Annotated in this window: 23 protein-coding genes and 3 pseudogenes; 12 read left to right on the top strand and 14 right to left on the bottom strand. The window is 41.2% G+C overall.

The window, feature by feature from the left end; all coding sequences use genetic code 11:
• The first annotated feature begins 456 nt into the window (after nt 1–456).
• The gene (locus ABDZ72_RS10605) at nt 457–813 is read left to right on the top strand and encodes a DUF2512 family protein (protein ID WP_343752869.1); all 357 of its coding nucleotides are present in this window, start codon (nt 457–459) and stop codon (nt 811–813) included.
• 183 nt (nt 814–996) lie between these two features.
• Nucleotides 997–1,278: pseudogene (locus tag ABDZ72_RS10600) on the top strand (transposase); the annotation flags it as partial.
• Between the two features lie 659 nt (nt 1,279–1,937).
• On the opposite strand, the gene ABDZ72_RS10595 reads toward ABDZ72_RS10600, so the two are convergent.
• The 3 genes and pseudogenes from ABDZ72_RS10595 to ABDZ72_RS10585 all read right to left on the bottom strand — a co-directional run.
• Nucleotides 1,938–2,492 carry a uroporphyrinogen-III synthase gene (locus ABDZ72_RS10595; protein WP_343753720.1) on the bottom strand — a complete coding sequence of 185 codons (555 nt, stop codon included), beginning with the start codon at nt 2,490–2,492 and terminating at the stop codon, nt 1,938–1,940.
• Nucleotides 2,493–2,522: 30 nt separating this feature from the next.
• Nucleotides 2,523–3,298, bottom strand: a pseudogene (gene cobA / locus ABDZ72_RS10590) (uroporphyrinogen-III C-methyltransferase).
• Between the two features lie 86 nt (nt 3,299–3,384).
• Nucleotides 3,385–3,843: pseudogene (locus ABDZ72_RS10585) on the bottom strand (sulfite reductase); the annotation flags it as partial.
• Nucleotides 3,844–5,776: 1,933 nt separating this feature from the next.
• On the opposite strand from ABDZ72_RS10585, the gene comGC reads away from it, so the two are divergent.
• From comGC to ABDZ72_RS10555, 6 genes are all read left to right on the top strand, one after another.
• Nucleotides 5,777–6,106 (top strand): competence type IV pilus major pilin ComGC, encoded by a 330-nt coding sequence (gene comGC, locus ABDZ72_RS10580; RefSeq protein ID WP_343752867.1) that lies wholly within the window; start codon nt 5,777–5,779, stop codon nt 6,104–6,106.
• Nucleotides 6,103–6,552: a competence type IV pilus minor pilin ComGD gene (comGD, locus tag ABDZ72_RS10575; RefSeq protein ID WP_343752865.1), complete on the top strand. Its 450-nt coding sequence runs from the start codon at nt 6,103–6,105 to the stop codon at nt 6,550–6,552. The genes comGC and comGD overlap by 4 nt, the downstream gene beginning before the upstream one ends.
• Nucleotides 6,539–6,883 carry a competence type IV pilus minor pilin ComGE gene (gene comGE / locus ABDZ72_RS10570; protein WP_343752863.1) on the top strand — a complete coding sequence of 115 codons (345 nt, stop codon included), beginning with the start codon at nt 6,539–6,541 and terminating at the stop codon, nt 6,881–6,883. Before comGD ends, comGE begins: the two co-directional genes overlap by 14 nt.
• Nucleotides 6,831–7,280, top strand: a complete 450-nt coding sequence (locus ABDZ72_RS10565; RefSeq protein ID WP_343752861.1) for a competence type IV pilus minor pilin ComGF — start codon at nt 6,831–6,833, stop codon at nt 7,278–7,280. The genes comGE and ABDZ72_RS10565 overlap by 53 nt, the downstream gene beginning before the upstream one ends.
• A complete protein-coding gene (locus ABDZ72_RS10560) occupies nt 7,252–7,638 on the top strand; it encodes a hypothetical protein (protein WP_343752859.1) in 387 nt (128 codons plus the stop codon). The genes ABDZ72_RS10565 and ABDZ72_RS10560 overlap by 29 nt, the downstream gene beginning before the upstream one ends.
• Before the next feature lie 225 nt (nt 7,639–7,863).
• Nucleotides 7,864–8,100: a DUF2626 domain-containing protein gene (locus ABDZ72_RS10555; protein ID WP_343752857.1), complete on the top strand. Its 237-nt coding sequence runs from the start codon at nt 7,864–7,866 to the stop codon at nt 8,098–8,100.
• 242 nt (nt 8,101–8,342) lie between these two features.
• On the opposite strand, the gene ABDZ72_RS10550 is transcribed toward ABDZ72_RS10555, so the two are convergent.
• The gene (locus ABDZ72_RS10550) at nt 8,343–8,966 is read right to left on the bottom strand and encodes an MBL fold metallo-hydrolase (protein ID WP_343752855.1); all 624 of its coding nucleotides are present in this window, start codon (nt 8,964–8,966) and stop codon (nt 8,343–8,345) included.
• 154 nt (nt 8,967–9,120) lie between these two features.
• Between ABDZ72_RS10550 and ABDZ72_RS10545 the strand changes: the two genes are divergently transcribed.
• The gene (locus ABDZ72_RS10545; RefSeq protein ID WP_343752853.1) at nt 9,121–9,288 is read left to right on the top strand and encodes a DUF2759 family protein; all 168 of its coding nucleotides are present in this window, start codon (nt 9,121–9,123) and stop codon (nt 9,286–9,288) included.
• A 176-nt stretch (nt 9,289–9,464) separates the two neighbouring features.
• Here ABDZ72_RS10545 and ABDZ72_RS10540 read toward each other — a convergent pair whose 3' ends face one another.
• Both ABDZ72_RS10540 and ABDZ72_RS10535 read right to left on the bottom strand, forming a co-directional pair.
• A complete protein-coding gene (locus ABDZ72_RS10540) occupies nt 9,465–9,680 on the bottom strand; it encodes a YqgQ family protein (RefSeq protein ID WP_343752851.1) in 216 nt (71 codons plus the stop codon).
• A gap of 69 nt (nt 9,681–9,749) precedes the next feature.
• Nucleotides 9,750–11,207 carry a spore germination protein gene (locus ABDZ72_RS10535; RefSeq protein ID WP_343752849.1) on the bottom strand — a complete coding sequence of 486 codons (1,458 nt, stop codon included), beginning with the start codon at nt 11,205–11,207 and terminating at the stop codon, nt 9,750–9,752.
• A gap of 145 nt (nt 11,208–11,352) precedes the next feature.
• On the opposite strand from ABDZ72_RS10535, the gene ABDZ72_RS10530 reads away from it, so the two are divergent.
• Nucleotides 11,353–12,219 carry a hypothetical protein gene (locus ABDZ72_RS10530; protein ID WP_343752847.1) on the top strand — a complete coding sequence of 289 codons (867 nt, stop codon included), beginning with the start codon at nt 11,353–11,355 and terminating at the stop codon, nt 12,217–12,219.
• A 465-nt stretch (nt 12,220–12,684) separates the two neighbouring features.
• On the opposite strand, the gene ABDZ72_RS10525 is transcribed toward ABDZ72_RS10530, so the two are convergent.
• The 5 genes from ABDZ72_RS10525 to rpmG form a co-directional block, all read right to left on the bottom strand.
• Nucleotides 12,685–13,866: a rhomboid family intramembrane serine protease gene (locus tag ABDZ72_RS10525; protein WP_343752845.1), complete on the bottom strand. Its 1,182-nt coding sequence runs from the start codon at nt 13,864–13,866 to the stop codon at nt 12,685–12,687.
• Between the two features lie 133 nt (nt 13,867–13,999).
• Nucleotides 14,000–14,188 carry a hypothetical protein gene (locus ABDZ72_RS10520; protein WP_343752843.1) on the bottom strand — a complete coding sequence of 63 codons (189 nt, stop codon included), beginning with the start codon at nt 14,186–14,188 and terminating at the stop codon, nt 14,000–14,002.
• Nucleotides 14,189–14,252: 64 nt separating this feature from the next.
• Nucleotides 14,253–15,266, bottom strand: a complete 1,014-nt coding sequence (locus ABDZ72_RS10515) for a ThiF family adenylyltransferase (RefSeq protein ID WP_343752841.1) — start codon at nt 15,264–15,266, stop codon at nt 14,253–14,255.
• A gap of 1 nt (nt 15,267) precedes the next feature.
• On the bottom strand, nt 15,268–15,846 hold the full coding sequence (locus ABDZ72_RS10510) for a 5-formyltetrahydrofolate cyclo-ligase (protein ID WP_343752839.1): 579 nt from the start codon (nt 15,844–15,846) through the stop codon (nt 15,268–15,270).
• 76 nt (nt 15,847–15,922) lie between these two features.
• The gene (gene rpmG, locus ABDZ72_RS10505; RefSeq protein WP_343752837.1) at nt 15,923–16,072 is read right to left on the bottom strand and encodes a 50S ribosomal protein L33; all 150 of its coding nucleotides are present in this window, start codon (nt 16,070–16,072) and stop codon (nt 15,923–15,925) included.
• A gap of 182 nt (nt 16,073–16,254) precedes the next feature.
• Here rpmG and ABDZ72_RS10500 point away from each other — a divergent pair, with 182 nt between their 5' ends.
• The gene (locus tag ABDZ72_RS10500) at nt 16,255–16,473 is read left to right on the top strand and encodes a hypothetical protein (RefSeq protein ID WP_343752835.1); all 219 of its coding nucleotides are present in this window, start codon (nt 16,255–16,257) and stop codon (nt 16,471–16,473) included.
• Between the two features lie 32 nt (nt 16,474–16,505).
• Nucleotides 16,506–17,000 (top strand): endolytic transglycosylase MltG, encoded by a 495-nt coding sequence (locus tag ABDZ72_RS10495; protein WP_343752833.1) that lies wholly within the window; start codon nt 16,506–16,508, stop codon nt 16,998–17,000.
• A 96-nt stretch (nt 17,001–17,096) separates the two neighbouring features.
• Here the strand turns inward: ABDZ72_RS10495 and pstB are convergent, their stop codons facing one another.
• From pstB to pstC, 3 genes are read right to left on the bottom strand one after another with little or no spacing between them, the layout of a single operon-like run.
• A complete protein-coding gene (gene pstB / locus ABDZ72_RS10490) occupies nt 17,097–17,921 on the bottom strand; it encodes a phosphate ABC transporter ATP-binding protein PstB (RefSeq protein WP_343752831.1) in 825 nt (274 codons plus the stop codon).
• A gap of 13 nt (nt 17,922–17,934) precedes the next feature.
• Entirely contained in the window at nt 17,935–18,813 is an 879-nt protein-coding gene (gene pstA / locus ABDZ72_RS10485) for a phosphate ABC transporter permease PstA (protein ID WP_343752829.1), read from the bottom strand.
• A 2-nt stretch (nt 18,814–18,815) separates the two neighbouring features.
• Nucleotides 18,816–19,742 (bottom strand): phosphate ABC transporter permease subunit PstC, encoded by a 927-nt coding sequence (gene pstC / locus ABDZ72_RS10480; RefSeq protein ID WP_343752827.1) that lies wholly within the window; start codon nt 19,740–19,742, stop codon nt 18,816–18,818.
• Nucleotides 19,743–19,798 lie beyond the last annotated feature (56 nt).

Below are 19,798 nucleotides of genomic sequence, written 5' to 3'. Positions count from 1 at the left end.
ACAATCGCGCCCTTCGTATTAAGGGATACATCTTAGCGATTGATAAGAATTCAGCAGAATTCACCCTACAGTTAAAGGTGAAATAAAGCTGTCCTTCAGCTTTAATGAAATAATCGTTTTAATGATTACTATATTAAGGGAGTTCCTTTCACACTAGTCCCTTAACAAAATTCATTCTTACTATCCATATAAAAATAAATATTGTTCGGGAACTGTTTAGCAAAGATGATCCCCATCTGATTGGTGGAGGTTTTTACGTCATAAGGTAACAATAATACAACTTGATCAGAGCAGAGTCGACTACTTACATCATCATTCGAACCTATTCTTCGGGTCTGAGCAAATGAAGCATTTTTTAACGGTTAGACTTTATTTTTAAATCAACACCAAGATTTTTCCATGGTATAGTTTTATACTTTCTACAAATACTCAGGGAAAAGGGAGGTGAAAAATGAAATGACAAGCTTTATAATTAAAATCATCGCACTTCCGCTGATTCTTATTTTAGCAATGTATCTATTCGACAATGTTGGTTATGGCGCAATATGGCACCCCGTTGTACTCGGAGTGATCCTTGCGATTGTAGGCGTAGCCATGGAATACATGCTTCTTAAAAAAGGCTCATTATGGACAAGTGTTATTTCAGATTTTGTTGTTGCAGTTATATTAATCTGGGTGATATCAAACATATTTAATGATTCAAATGTCACCTTTTGGGGCGCAGTGTTAACATCCATCATCATTGGGATTGCTGAGTACATGGTTCATCGCTATTTGCTGTCGAGTGGAAAGACAAGAAAAGCGCCTGCGTAGCATGCCGAGCTTTTTGTTTACTAGCACATGTTACATCACAGATATTTTTTGCCCATCTCTTCGAAACAACAGTGTAAAGGATCAACCCACTAATGCATGGGCAACGTTTGTGTCCCTATGCCTGGTCTTACGTCTAGATTTACGAACCTTTGATTTGGCTTAACGCAATAACCATTGATTAGCACGGTGGAAAATTATATCAGGAAGCGAAAAATGGCTTCTATCTGGATCGTATGAGTAGTCATGCTTTTAAACCAACCAAGTGCGAATGATGTTGAGTCTATTGACGTATAATCTTACCACCTAGCTGCGGACACTTTGTTTCCCTAATGGTCACCAGAATATGCAGGTACAGACCATTCGTACAAAGCACGTCAAAGTGGCTAGTAAAACTGGTTAGATCGGGACGGTCCTTCATTTAAGCTTGCATCCAGCTTTGTGTATCCAAAACAGCGAGTTTGTTGATGATAAGTAGCTATTTTCGTTTTTGAATTCATGAATTCATGTTTTACTCGACTTTCAGAACCTAAAAGCTCTGATAATGAGAAGAGCTCAATCTAACGATTTCTAATTTGGAGCTGTGAATAAATCGGGATTAGACTTAGTTTATATTAAAAAAACAGCTGTTTCGGATTGATTTTTTCTGAAACAGCTGTTTTTAAAGCAATAGGGCCTAAATGCGTGGCATATGAACCACACAAGTGAGTTAGAAACAAACTCATCCTGTTTGATTCACTTCTGGCTTGTTTGATTCATTTCCGTTTGCGGAAAGAGGGCCATCATCATGCCCCGATGGATCACATTTCGATTGCTTTTGTGATTTTGTTTTCCGTCGCAATTCAACGATATGTTCATTGAGGTCGTTGACAAAATCAGCGTTAAAACGTTTGCGGAAATGTGTCATCGAAGAAGCGTCAAATGTCGTTTTTTCCTGAAACGAATGCAGACAAATGAGTACTGCAGATATGGATTTTCCGTGATGGCAAGTACGGTTTCTTCATCACTGAGCCCCAATTTTCCTTGATCATCAACCTACCCCTTACTGTATCTTAACAGTCTGCTGACAACTGATTTTAGACCTCATCATACTAATCCGACCAAGGAATTTGTGATAACTATTTTATTCAACGTCCAGCTTTTTCCCTTGAATAATACAAAATATAATTCCTTAGTTTGACAACCATTGCCTCCATTTTTGGTTCCCGCGGATACCATACATTTGATACGCCGTTATTTGTAAGTTCACTAGCGGTCACTTTCCCGACTGCAACCGCTAAAACATGGTTATCAAAGGACTCCGTTAGAGCTTTTGCATCGCTGGTGTTATGAAACAGATTTTGCACCTGTGTTTTGCTTGTAAAGATAACAGCATCTAATGATTGATTGATAATTTCCTGTATTAAATTGGTAAAGGTATTTTTGTCCGGTTCCCTGTATTGATAAGGTTTAGATAGATAAACGGTATAGCCCAACTCCTGGAGTCTTTGCTCTAATAATGCATCATCCTGATTGTAAGCCTGTAAAAAAACATGGTTTCCAAAAGCATTTGAGTCTTCCACCGATTTCAGTAAATTGTCTATCGTACCGTCTTCTGAGACAAACGCTGCAGACAGGTCATGTTTTTTAAACCATTTCATTGTTTTGCTGCCGCGGGCTGCTAATGGTGTAGGCTTATATATAAAATCCCTTGCACATACTCACCCTCCGAATCAGGCAAAATTGCTTAAAACAGCAATCGCTTTTTCATCAGACTCCTGCGCAAACCAATGAAGCTTTTCCCTTAGCCGTACAACTTCCCCAACAATAATTATCGTTGGATTTTTTACAGCAGACGATTTATCCATAATCGTTTCCAATGTGCCTGTTACGGTTTGTTGTTTTGCCGTTGTACCCCATTGAACTATAGCGATTGGCGTATTAATATCACGGCCATATCGAACAAGCTTTTCACAAATAGCTGCAAGGTTTTTGACCCCCATATAAAAACAAAGGGTCTTAGGACCTTTGGCAAGGTGCTCCCAGTATTTTTCATTGCTTTCTTCTGTTTTGTTTACTCCAGAGACAAAAGCAACAGAAGAACTGTAATTCCGGTGCGTTAACGGAATCCCTGCATAAGCAGGCGCAGCAGAACCGGAAATAATGCCCGGAATAATTTCAAAGTCAATCCCTTTTTTGCTTAGTACTTCAGCTTCCTCGCCACCCCTTCCAAAAATAAAAGGGTCACCGCCTTTTAACCTTATAACAACCTTTCCTTTTTTGCGAAATCACAAAGCAAGTTATTAATCTCATGCTGTGTCAGCGCATGATGATCCGGGTGCTTTCCGCAAAAAATCAATTCCGTTCGTTTAGGGGCGTAATCCAGTAATTCTTCATTAACTAAACGGTCATACAAAATAACATCGGAACGCTGAATCGTTTTCAACCCTTTAACAGTAATTAAATCCGCATCACCGGGACCCGCTCCCACCAAATAAACCTTTCCCATTATTTCAACCCCATTTCTGATCATTTAAATAGTTACATGTGCTGATATCCTGGTGCTTCTGCCGGTATATCTATTCTTCTACCATTCTATTTTGCATGGAAATCCAGACCTGAATGCACTTCTTCGACATAACCGGCTCGTATTACGAAGTCTCCAAAATGTTCGCCTTCCAAACGTTCCTTTGCATAATGTTTAAAAATCGGCTTTAACGTTTCCAGTATTTCTTTTTCTCCTATATTTTCACGATAAAGTTTATTAAGTCGATCTCCGGTAAATCCGCCTCCGAGATACATATTATATTTTCCGGGAGCTTTTCCGATAAAGGCTATTTCTGCCAGATCCGGACGTGAACATCCATTTGGGCAGCCGGACATGCGAATTACAATTTCTTCTTCCATAAGACCTACTTCCTCCAAAATCACTTCAATCTTGTCAATTAAAGAAGGAAGATACCGTTGCGATTCAGCCATCGCCAAACCGCACGTTGGAAGGGCTACACAGGCCATTGAATTTCTTCTTAAAGCTGAATACTGTTTCCCCTCCGTCTGCGATAGGCTTCAATGGATTTCTGAAGATAGACACCTTCATGATAGGCGTCTCATGACAGTTTATTCAGTGTGGTATAACCATTGATCATGCTTACGGAGCTTTTGGCCCCGAACTCAACATTGGCATCTGTTTTACCACGTACAATCGGACATACATAAGGCTGGTGATACTGAAAATGCGATGGTCGATTTGATATTTGATGTGTCTTATGGTCACACATGTTCTGCTGTTGACGGGTTAGTTCCTGTATGACCAATAATTCACGATATTGCGGCTTGTCCAGGGATAACAGGCCTATATTCTGCACAAGGAACGGGATATGCTTTAAGTTTCTCTGAACGTAATCCAGCTGTTTGCAAACGGCTTGTCGAACGTTTTTATGCCCCGGTTGCTTTTGCTTGGAAACTGCTAGATAATCCTTGCCCAGCGGTTTGTTGGTTCATACTCAGCAGCCTCTAATTAGTTATTAACGTTTTTAAATCTTTATGTTTATAGTTTATTACCTCGACAAATGGCTTTGAATTATTTTGTGTAAATTCTGTAGCAAAATCAATTCTAAAATGGCCCAATAAATCAATAAATGGCGCAGATCTTATTCTACGAATGCACCATTTAACCGAAAAAACTTTTATCTTAAAACCAAACATCGTACATTTCTTTTAGAAAACATTTCGTATTAGGAAATACATAGAATCCATGAAAAATGACTTTTATTGTGGTATCAACTTTATTGTTGTATGAGCAAAGTTGTGCACAAAGCTTATTCAGGGTTTTATTCCCAAATGATTCGCCTAAAAACGAATACAACAGAACATAAGAGGCTCTACAGTGCTTTTCCAATCCACTATTAAATAAAGTGATTTCACATTTTCCCTGCTTTTAAAAATTTTATGAAATTCTTTATAAAAAAGAAGGAGTTTGGCAAAACATGTCGAATATAGTTTAACAAAGGAGGTGAAATTTTCTTTGGACACAGCTTCCAAAAATCTCAGAACAGCTTCTGCAATATGCTATTAATGCCAATGCTTCGGATATTCACTTCTATCCTTTCTCCAATCACGCAGATATCCACTCTCGAGTACTTGGGAAAAAGTCACCATCAGTTGATTTCATTAGCCAATACCCATTACTGATTACTTATTATAATTTATAAGTTTATATTCTGAAATGGACAGAGGTGAATTTTGAAAACCGCAAAATGGGAACAATTAGCCGTGAACAGCTGCAAAATCATAGCACACTTCATTTATCCACACTTCCGGTCAATCAAACAGAGGGCCCGGCAACCCGTGTTCTTCCGCAAAAAACATTACCCTTTATAAGCTTTTTCTTTTTTCCAAACCAGCTAATAACAGAAGGAATGAATCACAAAATGCAACGGAATTATTCTGTTTATAGGACCCATCCACAGTGGAAAAACCACACTTTTCTACATAATGTTGCAAACAATTCTGTAGGAAAGATCGTGCAGTGTAGTCAGTCTATAAAATCAGAGTGAAAAGGATGTTAATGACATATTGCAGGTTCAGGTAAACAAAAAAGTAGCGATTGTATATCAAACTAAACTTAGCCCGCTTTTAGTATGAACTAGATCATTATGTTTACTGATGCCTTGTTGATCGTATATCTTGCACGGCAAACACTTAAGAGATATAATCCATCGCTTATTGAGATGGTAATGAAAGACCAGATCCAACGCTCAGTCATCCCTTCTTTTCTCGACCTTTTTTCAGGACTTACTTAGACAGTCTCAACAGGCTGACAATGTTAGTCATGGATTTTTGAAGGACGATCTATCATACTATTTTGTATTGCCCTTGGCGCTGAATTCCTAGTGTGCGGATGCAGAAGCTTATTTTTGGCTAAGCTTTACCTTTCTATGTCCAATGCTTCAATTAGTCACTAACCATTTAAAAGGAGATGTAATCCATGTTTAAAAACCAAAAGGCGTTCACATTAATCGAAATGCTGGTCGTTCTGATGATTATATCGGTAATGGTCATGCTGCTTATACCAAATCTGGGTGACAAAAGCGAGGAAATCAATAAAAAAGGCTGCGAAGCGCTTATTAGTGTCGTCCAATCCCAGGCTGATGCGTACTATATTGAAATGAATAGTTATCCGGAAACGGTCAAGGAATTAAAAGAAAATGGATATATTACTGAAGAACAAACGACATGCCCGGATGACGAAACGACATTGAAGATTAATGAAAATAATACGGTATATAAAGATACGGGTACGGATGCTTCCTCATGAATGGTCATCATGAAGATGGTTTTACACTGATTGAAATGTTGATCGTTCTTGCTGTCTGGTCGGTCATTTTGCTTTTAGTGGCCCCTATGCCATTGCCAGTACTGGAAAAACAAACAGAAAAACACTTTTTAGAAACGTTACAAATGGATTTATTGTACACACAAAGTCTGTCTTATAATGATGCGGACACGACCTATAGCTTAACGTTTCCTGATGACCATCATTACGTCATTAAGGATGTCACATTTGCTTCCAGTGGTGAAATCGTGGTCACCCGCACGGTGCCTGATGGATGGAATGTTCAGCCACGGACATTGCCCGCCATTTCATTCAACGAGAGAGGAACGATTCGTAAATCAGGCACGTTTTCCATTCAAACATCATCAAGCACCTACAACATTGTTTGTCCATTAGGGAAAGGACGATGCTACATTGCGGAAAAGTAACGGATTTACTCTGATTGAAACGGTCGTTGCGGCGAGTCTTCTCATGATGATCATAACTTCTCTCATTCCCGCTACCGATCTTTTGATGAAAGAACGCATGGTACAGCAACAAAAACGCAGCATTGTTAATGAATTGCACAGCGAACTTCAAACGTATTTATGGAATGGCAATCACCCACCCCTTCCCAATGAATCAACGAAACGTATAAAAGGAACCGAGGCTATCTTTTCCTTCACCAAGGAGGCACAACTTATTAAAGGATGTGTGACATGGACTAATGCGCAAAAAAGAGGCGATACAAGTTGTCTATACGGCTATCCGGACCAATAATAAAGGATTTTCATTTGCAGAGGTTCTTCTGACCATGAGCATCTTGGTGATGATGCTTCCCTTTATGGGATATCTTGCGAAAGGAACCTCATTTTCTTCAAATTACAATGATTTATCAGTGCAGCAATTTTTTTATTTTTTACGCGATGATGTCGTCCGTTCCACTGATATATCAGTGGCATCCTCGACAATCTATCTTAAACAACAGGATGGCAGCATAGCATCTATTGAAAAACACGGAAATAGGGTCGTTCGGAAAGTGGACCGGACAGGGTTTGAAATTTATCTTCAAGATGTGCAGGACGTGCATTTTAAAACCATAAAACACGGTTTCCGCGTTTCAATTACCATGACGGATGGGGATACGTATGAAAAAGATATCATTATATATCGATAATCAAAAAGGGTTTATTCTCCCCTTTGTTCTTTTCTTTATAGCAATTGCATTGATTAGCATTACGGCCAGTACCCAATTGTATCATGATGAATTGAGCATTGCTGAAGACCATGATGAACAGGTGAAACTGGAAACATTATTGCAAATGAGCCGGGTACAACTTAAAAATGATATAACGTATGACAAAGACATTCCGAATCCGGTCCGCTATCCGTTTCCATATGGCCATGCAGTCGTACACTATGCCAAATTACAAAACGAGTACCGTCTGTTTTTATTTCTCAAAACCGACAAAGGGGCTGAGTACAACATACGGAACCGGCTTAAAATACCTAAGCTTGAACGACCTAGTGAATAAAATGGTTTCTGAGGGTTAACCTAAATGGTATGAAAATGTTTTTTGAAGCGATATGTTACCAACTTTATAAACGAGTTGGGTTAAGTGGAAATCGGACATTGTCTCACGGTGTGAATGGTACGTATTTGGAAAAATGTTCAATAACCGTTCAACATCATTCATTTACATTATATGATTCGTCGTTTATAATAGCCTTGATAAGGTTACATAAAGGAGGAGGAAAACATGGATCGGATGTTTCGTGTCCTTGCCTTTTGGACAGGTATTTTCACCGTCATGTTTTATATTGGGGAAATGAATAAGACGGCTGTACTGTTTCTGATTCAGACGTTATTTTTCCTGACAATAGGCTATCTGAAATTATCTGAACGCATGTATATGTATTTGTTCGGAGCTTATTGCACCCTGTTTTTCATTGGTTTTACCTGGTATTCGGAATTCATATTAGTACCGGGATTCTGAGGAATGTGTATGGTTGGCTGAATAAACAACCCCACTGTGCATGTCATAACAGTCTGGGGTTTTTTATTCACGCTTGAATTAACTATTGACAGATGGTTCACATGACTTTATAATCTAAATTTAGAATAACGTTTTATTTTGAACCAATACAAGATAAGAGCACATCCCCCTTAAAACTGCCAGCCAGCATTGATGGTTGGCAGTTTTGTGCGATTTCCCGCGCAACATGCGCGCATATATGATTAAATTGTAAAAAATGGGTTTTGTTGCTTCTCTTGGCCAATTGTTGTTTCCGGTCCATGACCTGGATAAACAACATAGGAATCCGGCAGTCCATAAAGCGACGTGCGTATGCTCCTCTCTAATTGCTGTATGTCTCCACCCGGCAAATCTGTCCGTCCAATCCCACCATTAAATAACACATCCCCACTGATGATCACCTGCTCATCATGAAACAGAAAGCTGACACTTCCTGGCGAGTGCCCCGGTGTATGAATAACATCAAATGACATGGAACCTTCCTGAAGACGACCGGGAACAAGAACGTGTTCCGCTTGCTCCGTTTTGATACCACGTCCCAAAAACAGGCTTGACCCATTCTTTTCCGGGTCGTCTAACCAATGTTGTTCATTGACGTGAATATGGACGTCGATGTCATAGTAAAATCGCAATGCACTGACAGCCCCGATATGATCAAAGTGTGCATGGGTTAAAAAAATCGCCCTGGGTGTCACGCCCGCATCTGTTAAATATTGAATGATATGGTCTTCATCGCCACCGGGATCTATGATGAGCGCATCCGTCCCGTTCCTTACGATATAGCAATTTGTCCCCAATGGGCCGGCAGGTATACAATGAACATTCATTACAGTTCCTCCTCTTAATTTGTTAAAAGAAATTGCCATGAATTTAACTCGACAAAATCCATTTTATACTATAAAATAAGTATAGGAAACGGTTAGATACATAATATTACGAATAAACGTATTGCATTTTCATTGACAAGGAGGATATTAAACGATGACTTTAGGTGTTATCTTTTTGCTTGTTACGTTGTTAGCCGTTGTGTCCGTTATACGGCAAATGCGGATTAAAAACTTATTTGCTCTTGGCTTCTCAGCAGTTTCCGTACTGGTATTCGGATTTTTCTCCATTGCAACGATTATAACGGAATTAGGCATTATATAAAACGAACAAGCTATGTTCGTTTTTCTTTTACTCAGACGCCAATTTATACAATCACAATATTGGTTCACTCATGTTTGGAGATGGGTATGACAAGCCCTTCATGCGTGATAAATGTAAAAGCTGATCCGATAGCAATGGATCAGCTTTTTTGTACGACTGCCACCGTTTCCAAATCGTCATTGATCATTCGCTCCTTTTTCATCACGAAGACGTGACATTTCACCACGTAAAAGGAGCAGTGCCATTTGATACGTTTCTATGTCAATACATTGGGATTGATACAATTCTTTGATTTCATCTTCCATCAATTCCATATCAGCCAACCTGTTACCAACATAAATAACTGTTCCAAATCGCTTTAACAATTGTCTTACATCATAAATCGTTTCCATATCAATCACCAAATCATATTATACCAAAGAATGATAAGAAAAGGAATATAAAGATCCGGATCACGTTTATCAACGATCCGGATCTTTCGGGTTTAAAAATACAGGTCTGCGGTTTTTAAGCGGGACTGGAGCACGAATAAACATACCCCGAAAGGCACGGTAGGAAAATGGCATCAACGGCCAAAAATAGGCTGTCTGAAATGACGTCATGCGGACGAGATACAACAGCCAGAGTGTGATTCCCACCATATAACCTATAGCACCAAACATCCCAGTAACCATTAGAAGAAAGAGCCGAACAAGCCTGTTTGCCAAACTCAATTCATAACTTGGTGTCGCATAGGTTCCAATCGCAGCAATGGCTAGATAAAGGATAACCTCATTTGAAAACAGCCCGACCTCAACAGCGACCTGTCCAATCAGGATAGCAGCGACAAGTCCAAGAGCCGTGGCCAGTGATGATGGTATGTGTACAGCTGCCATTCTGAGTATATCAATTCCCAGCTCGGCCAGAAGAAATTGCAGAAGAAGCGGAATGGTCCCTTCTTCACTAGGACCTATAAACGAAATCGTACCTGGAAGAAAGTCCGGATTAGTGGATAACAAGTAATACAACGGCAAAAGGAAAATTGAGGCAAAAACGGCAATATAGCGCACCAATCGTAAGTATGCTCCCACAATTGGTTTTTGCCGATATTCCTCAGCGTGCTGCAAATGGTGCCAGTAAGTTGCTGGGGTAATCATAACACTTGGCGAACCATCAATAATAACGAGTATATGTCCTTCATATAAATGAGAAGCAGCCACATCCGGCCTTTCCGTGTAGCGCACTGTCGGATACGGGTTCCAGTGACGGCCGCCGATATATTCTTCAACCGTCTTCTCAGCCATGGGCAAGCCATCTGTATCGATATCCTTCAAAGCGCCTTTCAGATTGTCCACCCGTTCCTGATCAGCAATATCCTCTAAATAACATACGGCAACATCGGTCATTGATCGGCGGCCAATTTGTAAATATTCCATGCGAAGTGACCGGTCCCTTACTCGCCTTCTTGTTAAGGCAGTATTGAACACAATCGTTTCGACAAAGCCATCCCTTGGTCCGCGGGTAACCCGTTCCAAATCCGGTTCAGCCGGTGATCGAACTGGATATGTCCGGGCATCAATCATAATGATTTCATCAATGCCCTCCACAACTAAGGCTGCAGGTCCTCCGAGAACCAAGTCAGACGCCTGATTCAAATCCTTTACATGATCAACTTCAATATATGGGATATAGGTTTTGAACAGCTTTTCCAATGGATCTGGTTCTAACTGCTCCGGTTCAAGATCGGCCAAAAGCTTCATAATATAGTGCAATATTTCGTCCTTGGCAAATCCATCAATTAAAAATAACGCCATGTTTCTGCCGGCATATTCGAGATCCAAATGAATAACATCGAAACTTTTATCGACAGCCAGTCGTTCTTTCATGTAAGCAACGTTTTGTTTGTATGACGAAAATAAGGGTTGTTTGTCTTTTTCCATCCTATCACCTGTCAATTTTAGTCTGACCCATAGTGTGCGCCGGATATGGCCTTCTATACATAATCCTACGTGTGCCATCATACAATGGCGTTGACGTAAGCGTGTCCACTGTTGTAGACCAAGAGATCTTTTTAAGGATGATAGGATGAAAAAGCAACTGACTGTACTGTTAATAACCCTTTCTCTGTGCACGATTGTTTTTATGTATTTATGGCCATCCAACTCAGCTCCAGCCATCACGTATTTCAAGGAGGATCCAAGAGCAAATTTTCGTCAAGCGGATACCACGCTGCAATTAGCTTCGCAAAAAACCAAGGACTCTTATGACATCATGTGGAAAAGTCAATCAGAAAGTAAAGACGACTTATATTTGCGGCAGGACGCAACCTTATTGTTTCATAATGGCATATTGCGTGGCGTAAAAACGAAATGGAAAGAACAGACGAATACCATAGCAATGAAAGAATCGATTACGGGAGAAGACAGCAACTACTACCAAGCGATATCGTATCATCACGGTGAGATCCACCATCCCAATGAAGCGATCACCAGTATCCAGGAAATGACGGACGATCAGTTGTATGTGATTGACTCCCCAAACACGGAAACTCATTCATTCAAGCATGCTGCAACCGATTATGAGCGTGATTGGGCCCATTTACTAGAGCATACAACCGAACAACAATTATCTTATTCATGGAATCAGCTAATGGATCATTACGGGATTGACAAGAACTCTTACAAAACGGTTGGCTTGACTGAACTGGAACAATTCAATCAAGAACCGCTCCCATCGTTCACGCAACAACAAACCAACCAAATTATCGGGCAATTGTGGGAAGGAATATACAAAAATTATGTCATTCCGTTCATCACAACAGAATCGAGATCCGAAACATGGACAAGCTTCGTGCCGGTTATTTTATTTGATAAACAAAAGACCCATCTGATAGTCCTTTTTGAAATAAACGGGGAGAAGAAAAAACTCATCCAGCAGTACCCTGATTTTTGATCCGGCGAGGCTGGGACAAAAAACGTTTAGTCAAATAAAAATCCGAACTATGATTCGCAAAAAACCTGAATCAGTTCGGATTTTTCGTTTAGCGTAGGAAAAACACGGAGACTCCTGCGGGATGAAAAGCCTAGATAAGACCCCGCAGTGCGATAAGCACAAAGCAAAGCTTCCATGAGTAGGCTTCGACCTGCGAGGAGCGTAGGCTTCGACGAATAAGCTTGCAACGCGACGAGCACGAGGAGGCTTATCAGCGCCCGCGGCAAAGAAGACACTGTGAAAGCGACCAAAGGAAGCTTGAACAGATGTCGCGCTTGTGCCTAGCAAGGTGAACGCGCAGTGTTTTTCCGGAGCGATGGCCACGCCTTAAATATATCGTTCGTATTTAGAAAAGATTTGTTCAGTCTTGTCCCAGCCCCTTCAAAACTTCTCTCATGCAAAAGGGCGGTGGTACCGGAAACATGACTACGTATTGGCTGCCACTCCATAAACAATCAATCCAACCGCAAGCAATCCATACAGAATCCATGCAGGTATTTGTATTCCGGGCCATTTTTTTCCGGGCAGCTGGACTGCAGCCGAAGCCATAAACCCGGCTATTAACCCGCCCATATGGGCACCATTGTCAATTTGCGGCACACTGAGGCCGAAGATGATATTAATACCAACCAACAGGATCACATTCATCCCCATGGTCCGAAAAAAGACCTGCTTATGCATCACACCGAAAAATAACAGCGCACCAAAAAGTCCAAATAAGGCACCGGAGGCACCAGCTGATATGTTTGCTGTAAATGCAAAGCTCGCAAGCCCACCACCGATACCTGCCAGAAAATAAATCATAACAAATCGCACCGACCCGTATATGCTCTCCACAGCCGATCCCAAGTAAAAAACAGCCAGCATATTCATAGCCAAATGCACGATACCGATATGCAAAAACATCGATGTGACAATCCGCCACCATTCTCCTTGTTCCAGAATAGCCGGATTATACTTCGCCCCAAAGCGGATTAATGTTTCCGTCGATGTGCTGCCTCCATTTATAGCAAGCAGCAGAAACAAAAAAACATTGACAGCCAACAACACATAGGTGATAAACGGCTTGCCTTTTGTAAATAAATTCTCCATATCCTGTTGCTTCCATTTCATTTGTTCGGCTATTTTTTTCTGATAAGAGGAGATCTGTTCTGACAAATCTGATTCCGAAAGGTCGGCTGAGTTATCCTGAAATGCGTCTTCATATACATACTGCAGACGTTGTAATTCTTCTTCCTTGTTCGTATTCGACAAATAATATACATACATATTTATCGGATGCCGTTCCTGCAACTGCATTGGCTTTTTTAATATATTCCAATCATCCACTGGCTCATGATCGGCAATGTAAACATTATGTATTTCAATATATTTCCCTTGCAAATCCCGTCTCATCGTTTTTGCTCGTTGAAAAACGTGTGCTATATCTCTTTTTAAGTGATTCGCCCAGTCAAAACCACCATGAGATAGACGGGCAATCTGGGATATTTTTCCATGATGTCTTACCATCCATATGTCATCGTCGTTGTAATCAATAACATCAAAACCCGCTATGCTGACCAGATGATATGCCAAGTGATACATCCGGTGTTTCTCTTTCAGATCCATTGCACCTTCCTCCTCTTGGCCATCATATCAGACGTGTGCTTATTTTTGTTCCCGAACCGACTGGAATTTCCTAATATAGGCGAACGGCATTTCACACATAAAAAAGCTGCCTGAATGACAGCTTTGACATACATTATTCGGTTGAACGTTGAAAAAGACCGGGTAATAGCTTTTGGCGGATCACTGGCATATTCATGGATAATATCACTGCTGCACGTCTTAAAAAACTAATGGCGAGAAGTGTGTTCATAATACGATAACGCCACTTGAACAGTAACCCTGCTATGGTTACCATAAGTGTCAATAAAGTAAATACTCTCATAACGGACACCCTTTTCTTATGATATGGTGTCCTTAGTTATCCGTCATTAATATGAAATTATGCACTAGGAACCGATATAACGGTCATACAAAATCCGTGCCTGAACAGGATCTTCCGTCCCTTGAACGAGCACACGGCCGTCCTGGAATAGAACAAATTGAATGTCATCATTGAATACCGCTTTCAGTAAAAAGGGGGTGCGCTGCAAAGCAGCTGTTGGAGTGAGTATGGTTTCCCATTGTTCCAAATCCCTGCTTGTCTCACGATGGATTTGAACCGTATCACGTCCGCACAAAACCGTTTCCTCATTCTGAGCCGATTTTCTCAAAGATGGATAATCTTCGTTCTGACATACCGGGCAGTCGGGAGCAGAAGCTGATAGTCTCATATCATACCCATTATTCAGCCAGAGATCGAACGTTTTCAATGTTTGCCGCAATGCATCCTGATTCCCGGTTAAATACTTCAACGTCTCAGTCACTTGATGGGATGCAACCATATTGACCGCGGGCGAAATAACTCCCGCTGTATCACATGTCTGACCACTCGCTGCTTCTCCTTTTGCCATACAGCGCAGGCATGGGGTCACCCCCGGTGTAAAAAAAGCTTGCATTCCCCGTGAACTAACCACTCCGCCATAGGAAAATGGGATTCCCTTCTGAAAACAGGCATCATTCAACAAATAGCGTGTTGAAAAATTATCCGTCCCATCCAGAACAACATCCATGCCTTCCAGCAGTTCCCGTATATTGGCTACTGCCACATTGCCAACAATGGCTTCCACCGTCACATGACTGTTCATTTTTTCGAGTTTTTGTTTAGCTGCAATCGCTTTTGGCACAACGTTGACGGCATCATCTTCATCAAACAGCATTTGCCGCTGCAAGTTGCTCCATTCCACATAGTCCCGGTCAATAAGCCGAATGGTACCGACCCCTGCCCGGACGAGCTGGTTGCAAATGACACTACCCAAGGCACCCGCACCAATGACGAGCACCGAACTTTCTGTCAGTTTTTTCTGCCCTGTTTCTTGAATGGGACCAAATAGCATTTGTCTTGAATACCGTGCCAGATCCACGTTACATACCTCCTTGGTCCAGCATGCCATGTTCGGTAATGAGACTGTCTACGGGAACATCATACGAATCGGACGGAAGCTTTTCCACAACCTGAAAGTCTGCTGCAAGTGACAGTGTCCGGTTCGGGAAGTCAGCCAGGAAACGGTCATAATACCCGCCGCCAAAACCGATCCGAAAACCTCCTTGATCAAAAAGAAGACCAGGAACAATAAGCAAATCAATAGTCTCCTTGTTAACGTTGTCGGTCTTGTTGGGGTTTGGTTCCAAAAGATTATAGTAAACGGTTTCGAGCTGGTCATATGTATGAAAATCAAAAAAAGTCAGTTTCCGTTCATCCGGATAACATTTCGGAACAGCGACGGTTTTGCCTTCCTGCCAAGCCGCCTCGATAATGGGGTTGGTATCCCACTCCATCCCTTTTGACACCGTGATACCGATTCTGTCTGCACGTTTCCACACATCCGAAGAAACGAGATTCTGTTTAAGCTTTTTTTCGATTTGCATCCGATGTGCATCCGAAAGTTTTTTTAATTCGTCCTTTGCGTCTTTTCGCATGTTTCTTTTTTGCAATGAAAACACTCCTGAACACGTGTAAATCACCCTAATGTTATAATAAAGCTCTTGCCGCAATAAGGCAAGAGCTAAAGGATTCGAACTATTTGGTTTCCCGATGAAGTGTATGTTTCTTCAAACGCGGGCTATATTTCCTAATCTCCAAACGTTCTGGATTGTTCCGCTTATTTTTTGTCGAAATATAGTTGCGGTCGCCTGTTTCAGTACAAGCAAGTGTAATATTTACGCGCATTTATTTTCCCTCCAAACATGGTAATTTGCTGTTCAAAGACGTTTATTATGACGTTTCAGACTTAATCATGATAGCAGATGTCCGGAGAATATTCAAGAAGTGGCTGTTAAAAATTGATTATTTCTCTTTTCAACATGATATGTTATAACAGTATTGATAAATGATTGGGGGAGGTGGCTACCGTGATTTTTTATGTAATCATTACCGTTATTGTCATTGCCGTCGTTCTATTGATCCTGTCGTTTTTCATGAATGATAAATTTGATCAACTGGAAAGCGAACTGGAACAAATATCGACTTCGACCATGCAGGAAAACTATCAAATGAAGCAAAAGATCAAAGCTCTTGAAGAAGAACTGCCGACAAATGAATGTTCGGAAGGCACCATAAATCGCGACTAAAATAACAATTAACAGAAAGATAGGAGAACAAGATGAAACAACCAATTCGTTTTTTCGCACTTGGTTTGTTGACGGCCGGAATCATTATGCTTGCTGTTTTTTATTTCTCAAATGATAAGCCAAATAATCCAGCGCGTTCAACAGAAGCATTGATTCAAAAAATCGAATCAAATGGATATCATGTAATGACCGAATCAGAATATATATCAGCTTCAGTACGATCGGACGAAAACAACAAAAACGGTACGAATGCCGGCAATAACCAGGATGACAATACAAACGATAAAGACAGTCAAGAAAACGAGTCTAAATCGAACCAGACAAACACTTACACCTTGACCATTGAATCCGGCACAGCTTCATCCACCATTAGTAACACTTTACAAGAACATAATATTATTGAAAATGCCGATGCATTCTCAACATACATGGAAAATGAAGGATACAGCAAATTGGTTCAGCTCGGAACATTCGAATTGAATAGTGATATGAGCCATAATGAAATTGCTGAGGCTATTACAAGCTAAGCTGTATTGCACGTGCAATACAGCTTTTATTTATCATTTATCAATAAAGATTATGGGATTTAAGATATAGGATGTTTCCAGCCCACTTTCGCCCCATCAGCCGAAACGGCCATCAATATAATCTTCAGTCCGCTTGTCTTCCGGGTTGGAAAAAAGTTTATCCGTCCTCGAGAATTCGATTACGTCACCATTAAGAAAAAAGGCTGTTTTATCCGATATCCGAGCCGCCTGCTGCATATTGTGGGTGACAATGACAATACTGTAATCCCGTTTCAGGCTTTGCACAAGTTCTTCCACTTTAGCTGTCGCTATTGGATCGAGGGAGGATGTCGGTTCGTCCATTAAAATGACATCCGGCTCAATAGCCAGGCACCTGGCAAGACATAACCGCTGCTGCTGACCGCCGGATAATCCAAACGCATTTTCTTGTACACGGTCTTTCACTTCATCCCATAGTGCTGCCCCTTTAAGACTTTTCGCAACGATTTCATCAAGTACGTTCTTCTTCCGAATGCCGTGAATTTTCGGACCATAGGCGATATTCTCATAAATGGATTTCGGAAACGGGTTCGGATTTTGAAAGACCATACCGACATCGGTTCGTAATTGTTCCACTTTATAACCAGGACTGAATATATCACCACCGGCGTAACGGATATTTCCGCTTATCTTGACCGATGGAATCAGTTCCACCATCCGATTAAGCGACTTAATGAAAGTTGATTTTCCGCAGCCAGACGGTCCGATGATCGCTGTTACCTGGTTTTCTGGTATAGCAAGATTGACGTCATAAAGTGCCTGATCATTTCCATACCAGAGGTTAAAATTATCAACGTCATAAATCGTTTTTGCTGCAAATTCCGTTTTATTTTCAACTGCATTAGCAGAAAAGGTACGTTTATTCGTTACAGCCAGACTCATAAAAAACCTCCCATTAAGATCGTTTGGAAAACTTGTTTCGTATAAATACCGCAATCGAATTCATCAGCAGTAATAGAACCAGCAGTACGATGATGCCTGCAGAAGCCACCAAATGGAATTCCTCCTGTGGTCTCCCAGTCCAATGAAATATTTGAATCGGCAGTACGGTGAATCCGGACCATACATTTTCCGGCAAATAGGCAATAAAGGACAGGGCACCAATCATCAAAAGGGGCGCTGTTTCACCAATGGCCCGTGACAAGGCAAGAATACCGCCTGTCAGAATACCAGGAATGGCAGCGGGCAGCACGACACGTAGTACCGTCTGCCATTTCGTTGCTCCCATCGCAAAAGATGCTTCATATTGATTTTTAGGGATAGCCCGTATCGCTTCTTGGGAAGATACAACAATAATCGGCAGAATCAGCAGACTCATCGTCAATCCGCCCGCCATAATGCTTCTGCCCATCTCCATCAGCCGCACAAAAACGGTAAGACCCAAAAGACCAAAGACAACAGATGGAACCCCGGCAAGATTGGAAATATTCATTTGAATAAACCGAGTCATTTTATTGTCTTTCGCATACTCTTCCAGATAAATAGCTGTTCCAACACCAAGCAGCAATGATACGGGAGCCGTAACCGCCATCAGCCATAACGAGCCTATAATGGCTGCTTTAATACCTGCTTCTTCCGGAAATCTTGAAGCAAAATTGGTTAAAAAGTTCCAATCCAAATATCCCATTCCTTCTGACAAAATACGATAGAACAATACTGCCAAAATCGCAATGCCAAAAACGGAAGCAAGGAAAAATACTGTTCTACCCAATTGGTTTTTGAGGATTCGCCTGCCCATGCTTTTTTGGACAATCTGTTTATCGACGAGGTTCATCTTTAGTAATCCTCCTTAAAGCGACGGGAAATATAATGCGATATAATATTCATAATTAATGTGAACACAAATAACGTCATTCCCACTGCATAAATACTGTAGTAGGCTGTGGATCCGTACGATACATCCCCAAGACTAACCTGAACAATATAGCCCGTCATCGTCTGGATGGATTCTGTAACATCCCACGTCAGCTTTGGTGTGGCACCGGCAGCTACCGCAACAATCATCGTCTCGCCAATGGCACGTGATATTCCAAGAACAAATGACGATATAATTCCCGATAATGCTGAAGGGACAACGACTTTCATGGCCATTTCCAGACGTGTGGACCCTATGGCCAAAGCACCTTCTCTCATCGAAATGGGGACGGAGTGGAGAGCATCTTCAGACAGCGACGCAATCATTGGAATAATCATTACACCGACGACAATCCCTGGACTGAGCGCATTAAAAACAGGCAAATCCGGAATAATCATTTCAAGAACAGGCGTCACAAATGTGAGAGCGAAGAAACCGTAAACGATGGTTGGAATTCCAGCCAAAACTTCCAGTACCGGTTTCACCACTTTCCGTGTCCGTTCCCCGGCAAATTCACTTAAATAAATAGCTGATGCAAGACCGATGGGAAGGGCAACCGCACTGGCAATAATCGTAATCAGCATAGTTCCGGATACAAGCGGTAGAATGCCGTAACTTGGATTCCTGCCAAATGGCCACCACTGTGTTCCTGTAATAAACTCTATAAAAGAAACCTTGTTGAAAAAAGTGATGGTTTCCACAAACAATGTCAGAATAATCCCAACTGTCGTAAGCACCGATATTGCCGCACACAATAGAAAGAATACAGGTGCAGCCTTTTCCGTAAAACGCAAGAAAAAACGGTTTGTTTGTTTCTTTCTGATCATGTTTTTTACATTTACCGTCATGCAAAAACTCCTCTGTATTGAATAACCTATATGTCACGGCAAACGCAGGAAGTAAG

Source organism: Lentibacillus halophilus (genome assembly GCF_039522485.1).
Classification (GTDB): Bacteria; Bacillota; Bacilli; order Bacillales; family Amphibacillaceae; genus Lentibacillus; species Lentibacillus halophilus.
Note: the sequence above shows the minus strand (reverse complement) of the source record. Positions and strands in the feature narration are given on the sequence as shown.